Origin of the sequence: Pseudomonas ulcerans, from assembly GCF_036324125.1 — a bacterium.
GTDB classification, from domain to species: Bacteria; Pseudomonadota; Gammaproteobacteria; order Pseudomonadales; family Pseudomonadaceae; genus Aquipseudomonas; species Aquipseudomonas ulcerans.
Genome location: NZ_JAZDQN010000016.1, coordinates 1 through 12,827 on the forward strand (window position 1 = coordinate 1; position 12,827 = coordinate 12,827).

Genomic DNA, 12,827 nt, shown 5'->3' on the forward strand with positions numbered 1-12,827 from the left:
CGCCCCCCCCCGGGGGTGGATTGCCCATCACCCCCCCCAAAACCCCCCACCCCCCCCCCCGGGGGTCCCGGACAGCACCCGGGGGGCCGGCCCAATCAGCGCACCGGAGGCGCGTACTGGATGCCGCCGTTGTTCCACAGGGCGTTCAGACCGCGGTCGATCTGCAGCGGGGTGCTCTTGCCAAGGTTCTTCTCGAACACTTCGCCGTAGTTGCCCACCTGCTTGACGATCTGTACTACCCAGTCCTTCGGCAGTTTCAGGTCCTTGCCGTACTCGCCGTCGGCACCGAGCATACGGGCGACGTCAGGGTTCTTGGTCGACTTGGCTTCGGCCTCGACGTTCTTCGAGGTGACGCCAGCCTCTTCGGCGTTGAGCATGGCGAACAGGGTCCAGCGCACGATGGAGAACCACTCTTCGTCGCCTTTACGCACCACCGGGCCCAGCGGCTCCTTGGAGATGGTTTCCGGCAGCACGACGTAGTCGGTCGGCGCGGCCAGCTTGGAGCGTTGTGCGTAGAGCTGCGACTTGTCCGAGGTCAGTACGTCGCAACGACCGGATTCCAGCGACTTGGCGCTCTCGTCGGAGGTGTCGAAGGTGATCGGGGTGTACTTCAGGCCGTTGGCGCGGAAGTAGTCGGAAACGTTCAGCTCGGTGGTTGTACCGGCCTGGATGCAGATGGTTGCACCGTCCAGTTCCTTGGCGCTGGAAACGCCGAGCTTCTTGTTAACCAGGAAGCCGATGCCGTCGTAGTAGGTGACACCGGCGAACACCAGGCCCATGCCGGCGTCGCGCGAGCTGGTCCAGGTGGTGTTGCGCGACAGCACGTCGACTTCGCCGGACTGCAGCGCGGTGAAGCGCTCCTTGGCGTTCAGCTGGCTGAACTTGACCTTGGTGGCGTCGCCGAACACGGCGGCCGCGACAGCGCGGCAGACGTCGGCGTCGATACCGACGATGGTGCCCTTGGCGTCCGGTACCGAGAAGCCCGGCAGACCGTCACTGACGCCGCACTGTACGAAACCCTTCTTCTGCACTGCATCCAGGGTCGCACCCGCCTGGGCCATGGCGCTCACGCCCAGTGCTGCGGCAGCCGTCATGACTGCCAGGGTGGTCTTCAACATCTTCATTAAAACCTCCAGTTCGCTCTTATTGTGTTGAGCCGGCTTGCACCGCACCCTTATGAGGCGCATCCGACCCTTTTCGGCTTGTTATTGGGTCAATTGGCGCAATTCGCTGTTCTGTGACAGCCTTGGGTTTCCCATGAGGGGTGTTACCGCTGATTGCTACTTCCCTCACGTACCCAGTGGAATTGCAAAGCGCGTACCAGATCGTTTCGCTAAAGCGTTTCAGTGCGTTACAGCTGGCAAAGTTATAGCAATGCGACATCTTTTTTACCTGTGATCACTTCATGCCTTTTTTTCATGCACCCCAGTGAAAACGCATGCACCAATTCGGAGCAGTCATGACCAAACCCTTGATTCTCGAACCACAAAAGAACGCCGACGCCTGTGTCATCTGGTTGCACGGCCTGGGCGCAGACCGCTATGACTTCATGCCGGTGGCCGAGGCGCTGCAGGAACACTTGCTCTCCACCCGTTTCGTAATGCCCCAGGCACCGACGCGCGCGGTGACGATCAACGGTGGTTATGAAATGCCCAGTTGGTACGACATCAAGGCCATGAGCCCGGCCCGGGCCATCGATGAAGCGCAGTTGGAAGAGTCCGCCGCCCAGGTCATCGCCCTGATCGAAGAACAGCGCGCACTCGGCATCGACCCCAACCGCATCGTCCTCGCCGGCTTCTCCCAGGGTGGCGCAGTGGTGCTGCACACTGCCTATATAAAGTGGCAAGGCGCACTGGGTGGGGTATTGGCCCTGTCCACCTACGCCCCGACCTTCAAGGACGACACCCAGGTCACCGCCAGCCAGCAGCGCATCCCGGCGCTGTGCCTGCATGGCCAGCACGACCCGGTGGTGCTGCCAGTCATGGGCCGCACCGCCTACGAGCACCTCAAGAAGTGGGGCGTCAGCGTCAACTGGCAGGAATACCCGATGGAACACGAGGTGTTGCCCGAGGAAATCCGCGATATCGGCACCTGGCTGGCGCAGCGCTTGCGCTGAAAGTCGCATTCCCTGTAGTTGTCGGTTCATTCCACTACGCCGAGCCCGGATCTTGCATTACACTGCCCGGCGTACATTCCTTAACCAATTGACGAGAAGATCGTGCTCAAAGCACTCAAGAAGATGTTCGGCAAGAGCGAGGTTGAGCAACTCGCCGTCGAAAGCGCTGCCCCCGTGATGCAGCCGCCCGCACCGACACCCGCTCCCGTCCCCGCCCCTGCGGCCCCGGTCAAGACCGAAACGGCCCGGCCGGCACAGACCGAACCGGCAGCCGCCAAGCCCCGCCGAGAGCGCAAGCCGAAACCCCAGGCCTCGACCTGGAAACTGGAAGACTTCGTCGTCGAGCCACAGGAAGGCAAGACCCGTTTCCATGACTTCAAGCTCTCCAGCGAGCTGATGCACGCCATCCACGACCTCGGCTTCCCGTACTGCACGCCGATCCAGGCCCAGGTCCTGGGCTTCACCCTGCGTGGCCAGGACGCCATCGGCCGGGCCCAGACCGGCACCGGCAAGACCGCGGCCTTCCTGATCTCGATCATCACCCAGCTGCAGCAGACCCCACCGCCGAAAGAGCGCTACATGGGCGAGCCACGGGCGCTGATCATCGCCCCGACCCGCGAACTGGTGGTGCAGATCGCCAAGGACGCTGCGGCGCTGACCAAGTACACCGGCCTCAACGTCATGACCTTCGTCGGCGGCATGGACTACGACAAGCAACTCAAGGCTCTCGAAGCCCGCCACTGCGACATCCTGGTCGCCACCCCGGGCCGCCTGCTGGACTTCAACCAGCGCGGCGAAGTGCACCTGGACATGGTCGAGGTGATGGTCCTGGACGAAGCCGACCGCATGCTGGACATGGGCTTCATCCCGCAGGTGCGCCAGATCATTCGCCAGACCCCGCCGAAGGCCGAGCGCCAGACCCTGCTGTTCTCCGCCACCTTCACCGAAGACGTGATGAACCTGGCGAAGCAGTGGACCACCAACCCGGCCATCGTCGAGATCGAGCCGGAGAACGTCGCCAGCGAAACCGTGGAGCAGCACGTCTACGCCGTGGCCGGCAGCGACAAGTACAAGCTGCTGTACAACCTGGTCACCGAGAACAAGTGGGAGCGGGTCATCGTCTTCGCCAACCGCAAGGACGAAGTGCGACGCATCGAGGAACGCCTGGTGCGCGACGGCGTGAATGCCGCGCAGCTGTCCGGCGACGTGCCGCAGCACAAGCGCATCCGCACCCTGGAAAACTTCCGCGAAGGCCGTATCACCGTGCTGGTGGCCACCGACGTGGCGGGGCGCGGGATCCACATCGATGGCATCAGCCACGTGATCAACTTCACCCTGCCGGAAGATCCGGACGACTACGTGCACCGTATCGGCCGTACCGGTCGGGCCGGCACCAGCGGTGTGTCGATCAGCTTTGCCGGTGAAGACGACTCCTACCAGTTGCCGGCGATCGAGGAACTGCTGGGGCGCAAGATCAGTTGCGAGATGCCGCCGACGGAGTTGCTCAAGCCAGTGCCGAAGAAGCACGGGTGATCACCAGGAACGCAGTCTTCGGACTGCGTTTTTTTATGCCTGGATTTTTTGCCGAGGCGCAAGGCGCTCAACAATTTTCAAACTCGGGATGGAAAAAACATAAACTAAAAGTCCATAATGGAAAAATTAGTTTAAACCCCAGCCCCGGAGTCCACCGATGTCCGCCCCCCTCGTTCTCGATCAGCAGCAAGCCCGTCAACTGCTCGCCCAGGTGGATGTGCCCCGGGTGATGCGCGACCTGTTCCGCGACCTCGCCGCCGGCCAGGCGGTGCAGCCGCCGCAGCAAATGGTGGAATTCCCCGCCGGCCAGGGCGATTTCATCAACTACGGCGGCGTGCTCGCCGAAGACCGCGTCTACGGCCTGAAGACCTCGCCGTACATCGTTCGCGAGCAAGGCCCGTTGGTCACCGCCTGGACCCTGCTGATGTCCATGGATAGTGGCCAGCCCCTGCTGCTGTGCGACGCCGGTGAGCTGACCACCGCGCGCACCGCCGCCGCCACCGCCGTGGCCGTGGATGCCCTCGCCCCGGAATCCGCACGGCGCCTGACCATCATCGGCGCCGGCCCGGTGGCCCGCGCCCACCTGCATTACGCGCGCACCCTGCGCCCCTGGCAGGACATCCGCCTCTACGCGCCAAGCCTGAAAGACCTGAGCCCCAGCGACCGTGACGCACTGGCCTCGGCCGATCCGCGCCTGAGCCTGCACGACGACGCCGATGCCGCCCTGGCCGACGCCGACGTGATCCTGCTCTGCACCTCTTCGGCCAAGCCGGTCATCGACCCGGCGAAGCTGAGCAAGCCCGCGCTGATCACCTCCATCAGCACCAATGCCGTGCGAGCCCACGAAGTGCCCCCGGCCAGCCTGACGGCCATGGACGTCTACTGCGACTACCGCAAGACAACGCCGGGCAGCGCAGGCGAAATGCGCCTTGCCGCCGAACAGCACGGCTGGACCCCGGACGCCATCCGCGGCGATCTGCCGGAACTGGTCAGCGGCCAGGCCCCGCGCCCGGACTACCAGCGCCACGTGTTCTTCCGCTCCATCGGCCTGGGCCTGGAAGACGTCGCCCTGGCCAACGCCCTGTATCACCTGCAACGCGGCCAGTGAGTCGTGGAGATCGCCATGCAACAGGCTGACTACCTCATCATCGGTGCCGGCATCGCCGGCGCCTCCACCGGCTACTGGCTGGCAGCGCACGGCAAGGTCGTGCTGCTGGAGCGGGAAACCTTGCCCGGCTATCACTCCACCGGACGCTCCGCAGCGCTGTACACCGCCGCTTACGGCACCCCGCAGGTACGCGCGCTGACCCTGGCCAGCCGCGCCTTCTTCGACCAGCCACCGGCCGGCTTCGCCGAGCATCCGTTGCTGATGCCCCGCGGCGAGATGACCGTGGATTTCGAAGGCGACGCCGAAGAGCTCCAGCGCCAGTACGAAAGCGCCCGCGCCTGCGTGCCGGAAATGCAGTTGCTCAGTGCCGACGAAGCCTGCGCGCGCCTGCCGGTGCTGCGCCGCGAGAAAGTCCATGGCGCGCTGTTCGACCCCAGCGCCAGCGATATCGACACCGACGCCCTGCACCAGGGCTACCTGCGCGGCATCCGCCGCCAGCAGGGCGAGATCCACGGCGACTGCGAAGTGCTCGGCCTGCAACGGGATGCCGAAGGCCAATGGCTGGTTGAAACCGGTCGCGGCCAGTTCCGTGCCCCGGTGCTGATCAACGCCGCCGGCGCCTGGGCCGACCAGATCGGCCAACTGGCCGGTGCCGCCCCCCTTGGCCTGCAACCCAAGCGCCGTGCCGCCTTCATCTTCGAAGCCCCGGCACAGATCGACAGCCATGGCTGGCCGATGCTGGTCAGCCTCGACGAGTCGTTCTACATGAAGCCCGACGCCGGCATGCTCCTCGGCTCGCCGTGCAACGCCGACCCGGTCGAGCCCCACGACGTGCAGCCGGAAGAACTGGACATCGCCACCGGCATCTACCTGATCGAGGAAGCCACCACCCTGAGCATCCGCCGGCCATTCCGCACCTGGGCCGGGCTGCGCAGCTTCGTCGCCGATGGCGACCTGGTGGCTGGTTTCGATCCTCGGGTGGAGGGCTTGTTCTGGGTTGCCGCGCAAGGTGGCTACGGCATCCAGACCTCGCCGGCCATGGGCCAGGCCAGTGCCGCCCTGGTGCGTGGCGAACCCCTGCCGGACGCCCTCGCCGCCTTCGGCCTGAGCGCCGCGCAACTGTCACCCGCACGCCTGGACGGGTGACGCCCCCGCGCGTTTGCGGCACACTCCCAGCGCCCTTGCTCCAAGGGCGCTGACCCCCTTCGCGGAGCCCGCCCGAATGTCCAACCCCGATCCATTCCTGCAGAACTACCGGGCGATCGCCGACGCCATCGCCACCCTGTTCTTCCCCCACGCCGAAGTGGTGCTGCACGACCTGCGTACGCAGACGATCGACTACATCGCCAACAACCTGTCCAAGCGGGAGGTGGGCGACGATGCGGCGCTGGAAGACATGTTCGAGGAAGGCACCGACGAGACCAATATCGGCCCCTACGAAAAGCTCAACTGGGACGGGCAGAAGATCCGCTCACTGAGCACGGTGCTGCGCGACCCGGACGGACAACCGCTGGCGGTGCTGTGCATCAACCTGAACATTTCCCTGTTCGAGAACGTCAAGGCGGCGCTGGACCTGTTCCTCTCGCCGAGCAAGCTGATCCCGCAGCCGGATGCGCTGTTCCGCGACGACTGGCAGGAGCGCATCAACACCTTCCTCAACGGCTGGCTGCGCCAGCGCCAGCTCAGCCTCAACCTGCTCAACCGCGACCACAAGCGCGAACTGGTCCTGGCCCTGCATGCCGAGGGCGCGTTCAAGGGCAAGAGTGCGGCCAACTACGTGGCCAACGTGCTGAACATGGGGCGGGCGACGGTGTACAAGCACCTGAAGGAACTGAAGGCCTGATTCCAACCGGGGCCGCCTTGCGGCCCAGTGGGAGCGAGCTTGTCGGGGCGCCGAACCGTCGCGAAGGGCTGCGAAGCAGCCCCGATGGCTTGAAGATCAATCGCCGTAGATATCGTTCTTGAAGTACTTCGACTGGATCTTCTGGTACTCGCCGTTGGCGCGGATCGCGTCGATGGCGGCATTCAGCTTGGTGACCAGTTCGGTGTTGCCCTTGCGCACGGCAATACCGGCGCCTTCACCGACGAACTTCGGATCCTTCAGCTCCGGCCCGGCGAAGGCGAAGCCCTGGCCTTTCGGCGTGTCCAGGAAGCCGAGTTGCAGGGGGATGGTATCGGCGAACACGCCATCCAGGCGGCCGGCGACCAGGTCCATGTAGATTTCTTCGTTGGTGGTGTACGGCACCACGATCACGCCCTTCGGCTCCAGCACCGCGCGCACGTAGCGGTCGGTGGTGGTGGCACGCTGCACGCCGATGCGCTTGCCCTTCAGTGCCTCGTACTGGTCGTCGACCTGGGCGCCTTCCTTCATCGCCAGGCGGGCCCCGGTGAAGTAGTACTTGTGGGAGAAGTCCACGGAGTTCTTGCGGTCCTCGGTGATGGTGATCGAGGACAGCGCGGCGTCGATCTTCTTCACTTTCAGCGACGGGATCAGGCCGTCGTATTCCTGCTCGGTCCACTGGCACTCGACCTTCATCTCGGCGCACAGCGCGTTGCCGATGTCGTAGTCGAAGCCGGCGATCTTGCCTTCCGGAGTCTTGTAGGCGAAGGGTGGGTAGGCGGCCTCGATGCCGATGCGCAGAGGCTTGTCTGCCGCGAACAGAGGGCTGCTGGCCAGCAGGCCCAGGGCCAGACCGGCAATCAGGTGGGAGGTCTTCATGATGGGGCTCTCTCGCTCATTGTTGTGTTGGGGTGACAAGACAGAGGAAAGGAGTCGGACGCTGGGCCCGGAATTATTTTGTACTTATGAATCCATACTGGACTTTATCGTACAAAAACACAACCAGAGCAAACAACACAAAACCCTGTGGGAGCGGCGTCCCGGTAAACCCGCTCCCACAGGGTTTACGCAAACTTCAGGAAAGATGCCTACCAGCGCCCCGCCGCATCGGCATCGCTCTGCTTGCCTTCCACCCAACGCTCCCCTTCGCTGGTCTGCTCTTTCTTCCAGAACGGTGCGCGGGTCTTGAGGTAGTCCATGATGAAGTTACAGGCGTCGAACGCCGCCTGGCGATGGGCACTGGCGACCCCGACGAAGACGATCGGCTCGCCCGGTTCGAGCGCGCCGATGCGGTGCAGCACCTCGACCTTGAGCAGCGGCCAGCGCTGCTCGGCCTCGACGACAATCTTGCCCAGGGCCTTCTCGGTCATCCCCGGATAGTGTTCGAGGAACATCCCCGCCACTTCCAGGCCATCGTTGAAATCGCGCACATAGCCGACGAACGCCACCACCGCGCCGACGCCGACATTGGCCGCATGCATCGCATTGGTCTCTGCCCCCGGATCGAAGGGCGCACTCTGGACCCGGACACTCATCTCAACCTCCGGTGACCGGCGGGAAGAAGGCCACTTCGTCGCCGTCTTCCAGGACTTCTTCAGGCTTGCACAGGTCCTGGTTGCGCGCGCACATCAGGTTCTGCTCGGCCAGTACCGCGTACGCCTCGCCCTTGCCGAGCAAGGCCTGGCGTACATCCTCGATGCGCGCGAAAGCGCCGTCGAGGGTCTCGCCATCGCGCCCCAGCAGCTCACGGTAACGGGCGAAATACACCACCTTGATCTTCATTGCGCTTCCGCCTGGTAGTGGCCGCTCTTGCCGCCGAGCTTCTCCAGCAAACGCACGTTCTCGATGGTCATGCCGCGGTCCACCGCCTTGCACATGTCATAGATGGTCAGCGCGGCAACGCTGGCGGCGGTCAGCGCCTCCATCTCCACCCCGGTCTGCCCGGACAGCTTGCAGCGCGCGACGATATGCACGCAGTCGCTGCCTTCGGCGCTCAGCTCGACCTTGACGCTGGTCAGCATCAGCGGATGGCACAGCGGAATCAGGTCGCTGGTCTTCTTCGCCGCCTGGATGCCGGCGATGCGCGCCACGGCGAACACGTCGCCCTTGGGGTGGGCGCCGTCGACGATCATGCTCAGCGTCTGCGGCAGCATGCGCACCCGCGCTTCGGCCACGGCTTCGCGGTGGGTCACGGCCTTGTCAGTGACGTCGACCATGGCGGCGCGACCTTGGGAATCGAGATGAGTCAACACGAGGGGGAACTCCTGATCGGGGGCGATGATTGTAAACCCGCGAGTCAGGATCTGGCAGCGAAAAAAAGCCGGGCGGCGCTGGGCCGCCCGGCGGTGGGTGTTACAGATGGGATTCCGCGTACTCGGCGAGAATCGACCGCGGCACCCCTTGCAGGGTGATGTGCACGCCGTTGGGGAAGTCCTTGAAGCGCTCGGTGAGGTAGGTCAGCCCGGAGCTGGTGGCCGACAGGTAGGGGGTGTCGATCTGCGCCAGGTTGCCCAGGCAGATCACCTTCGAACCGGCGCCGGCACGGGTGATGATGGTCTTCATCTGGTGCGGGGTGAGGTTCTGGCATTCGTCGATCAGGATCAGGCTCTGCTGGAAGCTGCGCCCGCGGATGTAGTTCAGGGATTTGAACTGCAGCGGCACCCTTTCGAGAATGTATTCGACACTGCCGTGGGTACTCTCGTCGTCCATGTGCAGGGCTTCGAGGTTGTCGGTGATGGCGCCGAGCCAGGGCTCCATCTTCTCCGCCTCGGTGCCGGGCAGGAAACCGATCTCCTGGTCCAGGCCCTGCACGCTGCGGGTGGCGATGATGCGCCGGTAGCGCTTGCTGACCATGGTCTGCTCGATCGCCGCGGCCAGGGCCAGGATGGTCTTGCCGGAGCCGGCGGCGCCGGTCAGGTTGACCAGGTGGATGTCCGGGTCGAGCAAGGCGAACAGCGCCAGGCCCTGGTGGATATCCCGCGGTTTCAGGCCCCAGGCTTCCTGGTGCAGCAACGGCTCCTGGTGCAGGTCGAGGAGCAGCAGCTCGCTGTCCTTGATGCCCTTGATCCAGCCGACGAAGCCCTGCTCATCGATGATGAACTCGTTGACGTGCACTGCCGGCAGGTTGTCGATCAGTTGCACCCGATGCCAGGTACGGCCCCGCTCCTGACGGGTCTCGACCTTGGCGACACGGTCCCAGAACGAACCGGTGACCGAGTGATAGCCCTTGGAAAGCAGGCTGACGTCGTCAACCAGCTGGTCGGTGCTGTAGTCCTCTGCCGCGATCCCACAAGCGCGGGCCTTGAGGCGCATGTTGATGTCTTTGGTCACCAGCACCACGTCGCGATCCTTGTACTTGGCGCGCAAGTCCAGGACCTGGTTGATGATGATGTTGTCGTTGAGGTGCTCCGGCAGCAGGCGATTGGGTTCGCTGCGCTGGTTCATCAGGATCGACAGCGAGCCCTTCGGACCGCTCTTGCCGCGCTGGATGGGCACACCCAGTTCGACATCGGAAGGCGTCGCATCACCGAGGGTCTGGTCGATCAGGCGGATGGCCTGGCGACATTCGGCGGCGACCGTGTGTTTGCCGGTCTTGAGCTTGTCGAGTTCTTCCAGCACCGTCATCGGAATGGCGACGTGGTGTTCTTCGAAATTGAGCAGGGCGTTGGGGTCGTGAATCAGGACGTTGGTGTCCAACACATACAGGATTGGCTGGTTGGAGGAAGAAGTGCGTCCTTGGTCATCCATACTCGGTCACCTTATGTGGGAGCTACACGGTGCGCTACTGCCGCACCGCAGAGTGACCGCCGTTCTTCCCGTATCCGCGTTGTTACGGGCGGGAAGCGCACCTGCAATAAGGAGAGTCCTAAGACGCCACCTGGCTGCAGGATTCGGCCGTCTGATTCCTACATACCGCAAAAACCATTACCGGAAAAAGCGTTTTTACCTGTAAGTGAAGTTTATTTTTCGGTTTGACGAATAGCCCTTGGCGGGTGGGAAAAGCGCGACTACAGTCAGGAGTGGACCCCGTTGAAACGTTTCGCCCGATTGCCTCTCATCGCCCCTCGGCGAAGTCCCTGCACCCTTCCCAACCGATCCCGCTCTGCGCCGTGTTGCTCAGCAACCAGGTCACCACTTCCTGCGCCTTCGGCTGGCTGTCATGCAGCTGGATCAGGCCACGACGCCACAACAGCATCAGGGTCAGGGTGCGCTGCGCCGACTGCTCTGCGGTGAGTGGACTGAGGTCCTGGGCGTCGATGTCCCACAGGGTGACGCGCAGGTTCTGGCTGGCGAAGAAGGCCGGACTGTCGGCGCGGCGCTGGCCCCAGGGCGGACGGAACAACGGCACGTACTGCTCCGGCAGGTCGCTCTGCGCCCGCGCCACGCCACGGATCACCGAGTCTTCCCAGTCCTGCCATTGCGCGTGGGAGCGATGCTGCCAGCCCTGGGTGCCGACGCACTGGCCGCGATAGATGTCGCGCAGCGCCTGCATCGACTGCTTGTCGCGGCGGTTCTGCAGGTTCTGCCCGAGGACGAAGAACAGCCCCTCCATCTTCTGCTTGCGCAGGAAGGTAGCCAGGGCCTCGGTGCTACCGGGAAGCAGGCTCGGGCCGCCGTCGAAGCTGAGCAGGAACAGGCGGTCATTGAGGCGATCGCCTGTAACCTCCTGCGGCGAGAAGAACGCCACCTCGCTGGCGGTCTGGGGAAACAGGGCGGCCTTGCGCAGCAGCTCGTTGAGGTAGGCGATATGGAACTGCCGGCTCGGTTCGGCCCAGCCGGCATAGAAGGAATCGGCAGCGACGGCGAACGTGGCGGCGGTCCGGCGCAGGTCCCCCAGGTTTTCCACCGCATAGCAGAACGAGGCGTCCTGCTCGCAGCTCTGCTGGGCCATGTCGTAATTGCGCCACAGGTCCCGCCACAGGCGTTCGCGCACTTCGCGGACCATGGGCAGGTTGGCCTGGCGCAATTGCAGGCGGGCGGTCAGGGTCGTGTCGTCGAGGGACTCGGTTTCCGCCAGCACGCGGGCGAAGGACAGGATCTCGGCGCGCGAGGCGACATCGAACAGCACCGGCGTGTCGAGGGTTTCCGGCCAGTGGCTGCGGTCGAAAATGGCGATCTGCTGCGGGGCGGCCTGGACGCCGAAGGCGAGCAAGGCGGTCAGGGCGACGAGGACTAGGCGCACGGTAGAAACTCTTCGGTTGATCCGCCGGCCACTATAGCAGCGCGTCCGCCTATCGCCGCGATAGCTGGAGAACATCGGCCCTGCCCCGTAGAATCCCCCGACGATTCAAGGAGCCGACCTCATGCTGACGGTGATTTCCCCCGCCAAGACCCTCGACTACGACACCCCGCCGGTGACCACGCGGCACACCCTGCCGCAATACCTGGACGACTCCCAGGAACTGATCCTGCAACTGCGCGAACTGTCGCCGGCGCAGATCAGCGAGCTGATGCACCTGTCCGACAAGCTCGCCGGCCTGAACGCCGCGCGTTTCGGCAGCTGGACCCCGGACTTCACCCCGGCCAACGCCAAGCAGGCGCTGCTGGCGTTCAAGGGTGACGTCTATACCGGACTGGACGCCGAGAGCCTGAGCGAGGACGACTTCAGCCATGCCCAGGACCATCTGCGCATGCTCTCCGGCCTCTATGGCCTGCTGCGCCCGCTGGACCTGATGCAACCCTACCGCCTGGAAATGGGCACCAAGCTGGCCAATGCCCGCGGCAAGGACCTGTATGCCTTCTGGGGCACGCGGATCAGCGAATGGCTGAACCAGGCCCTGGCCGAGCAGGGTGACGACCTGCTGCTCAACCTGGCCAGCAACGAGTACTTCAGCGCGGTGAAACGCAGTGCCCTGAAGGCGCGGGTGATCAACACCGAGTTCCGTGATCAGAAGAACGGCCAGTACAAGATCATCAGCTTCTACGCGAAGAAGGCCCGTGGCCTGATGAGTCGCTTCGTCATCCAGGAACGCATCCAGGACCCGGAGAAGCTCAAGCAGTTCGATGTGCAGGGCTACTACTACAGTGCCGAGCTGTCGAAGCCGGATAACCTGGTGTTCCTGCGCGATCATCCTGACGACTGATTTGCTGTGATGCCGAGGGCCTTATCGCTGCATGTGTATCTACACATCTCTCTCGAGTCCAGCACAGACCCTGTGGGAGCGGGTTTACCCGCGATTACGTCGGTGAATTCAATACCGTAATCGCGGGTGAACCCGCTCCCACAGGGG

General features: G+C 64.0%; 13 protein-coding genes. 6 read left to right on the forward strand and 7 right to left on the reverse strand.

Going from position 1 to position 12,827, the window contains the following annotated elements:
• Nucleotides 1-95: 95 nt before the first annotated feature.
• A complete protein-coding gene (locus V0R59_RS15950; RefSeq protein WP_330076624.1) occupies nucleotides 96-1,124 on the reverse strand; it encodes an amino acid ABC transporter substrate-binding protein in 1,029 nt (342 codons plus the stop codon).
• Nucleotides 1,125-1,459: 335 nt separating this feature from the next.
• Between V0R59_RS15950 and V0R59_RS15955 the strand changes: the two genes are divergently transcribed.
• The 5 genes from V0R59_RS15955 (at nucleotide 1,460) to V0R59_RS15975 (ending at nucleotide 6,600) form a co-directional block, all read left to right on the forward strand.
• Entirely contained in the window at nucleotides 1,460-2,116 is a 657-nt protein-coding gene (locus V0R59_RS15955; RefSeq protein WP_330076623.1) for an alpha/beta hydrolase, read from the forward strand.
• Nucleotides 2,117-2,218: 102 nt separating this feature from the next.
• Nucleotides 2,219-3,649 (forward strand): ATP-dependent RNA helicase RhlB, encoded by a 1,431-nt coding sequence (gene rhlB, locus V0R59_RS15960; protein ID WP_330076622.1) that lies wholly within the window; start codon nucleotides 2,219-2,221, stop codon nucleotides 3,647-3,649.
• A gap of 157 nt (nucleotides 3,650-3,806) precedes the next feature.
• The gene (locus V0R59_RS15965; RefSeq protein ID WP_330076621.1) at nucleotides 3,807-4,757 is read left to right on the forward strand and encodes an ornithine cyclodeaminase family protein; all 951 of its coding nucleotides are present in this window, start codon (nucleotides 3,807-3,809) and stop codon (nucleotides 4,755-4,757) included.
• A gap of 15 nt (nucleotides 4,758-4,772) precedes the next feature.
• Nucleotides 4,773-5,903: an NAD(P)/FAD-dependent oxidoreductase gene (locus V0R59_RS15970; protein WP_330076620.1), complete on the forward strand. Its 1,131-nt coding sequence runs from the start codon at nucleotides 4,773-4,775 to the stop codon at nucleotides 5,901-5,903.
• A 76-nt stretch (nucleotides 5,904-5,979) separates the two neighbouring features.
• Nucleotides 5,980-6,600 (forward strand): helix-turn-helix transcriptional regulator, encoded by a 621-nt coding sequence (locus tag V0R59_RS15975; RefSeq protein WP_330076619.1) that lies wholly within the window; start codon nucleotides 5,980-5,982, stop codon nucleotides 6,598-6,600.
• Between the two features lie 96 nt (nucleotides 6,601-6,696).
• Here the strand turns inward: V0R59_RS15975 and V0R59_RS15980 are convergent, their stop codons facing one another.
• The 6 genes from V0R59_RS15980 to V0R59_RS16005 all read right to left on the reverse strand — a co-directional run bounded on the left by V0R59_RS15980 (nucleotide 6,697) and on the right by V0R59_RS16005 (nucleotide 11,779).
• Nucleotides 6,697-7,476, reverse strand: coding sequence for an ABC transporter substrate-binding protein (locus V0R59_RS15980; protein WP_330076618.1), 780 nt, complete (start codon nucleotides 7,474-7,476; stop codon nucleotides 6,697-6,699).
• Nucleotides 7,477-7,685: 209 nt separating this feature from the next.
• Nucleotides 7,686-8,132, reverse strand: a complete 447-nt coding sequence (gene moaE, locus V0R59_RS15985; protein ID WP_330076617.1) for a molybdopterin synthase catalytic subunit MoaE — start codon at nucleotides 8,130-8,132, stop codon at nucleotides 7,686-7,688.
• A 1-nt stretch (nucleotide 8,133) separates the two neighbouring features.
• Nucleotides 8,134-8,379: a MoaD/ThiS family protein gene (locus tag V0R59_RS15990; protein ID WP_330076616.1), complete on the reverse strand. Its 246-nt coding sequence runs from the start codon at nucleotides 8,377-8,379 to the stop codon at nucleotides 8,134-8,136.
• Nucleotides 8,376-8,849 (reverse strand): cyclic pyranopterin monophosphate synthase MoaC, encoded by a 474-nt coding sequence (moaC, locus tag V0R59_RS15995; RefSeq protein ID WP_330076615.1) that lies wholly within the window; start codon nucleotides 8,847-8,849, stop codon nucleotides 8,376-8,378. The genes V0R59_RS15990 and moaC overlap by 4 nt, the downstream gene beginning before the upstream one ends.
• 100 nt (nucleotides 8,850-8,949) lie before the next feature.
• Nucleotides 8,950-10,344, reverse strand: a complete 1,395-nt coding sequence (locus V0R59_RS16000) for a PhoH family protein (RefSeq protein WP_330076614.1) — start codon at nucleotides 10,342-10,344, stop codon at nucleotides 8,950-8,952.
• Nucleotides 10,345-10,651: 307 nt separating this feature from the next.
• Nucleotides 10,652-11,779, reverse strand: a complete 1,128-nt coding sequence (locus tag V0R59_RS16005) for a polysaccharide deacetylase family protein (RefSeq protein ID WP_330076613.1) — start codon at nucleotides 11,777-11,779, stop codon at nucleotides 10,652-10,654.
• Between the two features lie 121 nt (nucleotides 11,780-11,900).
• On the opposite strand from V0R59_RS16005, the gene yaaA reads away from it, so the two are divergent.
• Complete coding sequence (gene yaaA, locus V0R59_RS16010; RefSeq protein ID WP_330076612.1) at nucleotides 11,901-12,680, forward strand: peroxide stress protein YaaA; 780 nt, start codon at nucleotides 11,901-11,903, stop codon at nucleotides 12,678-12,680.
• The last annotated feature ends 147 nt before the right edge of the window (nucleotides 12,681-12,827 follow it).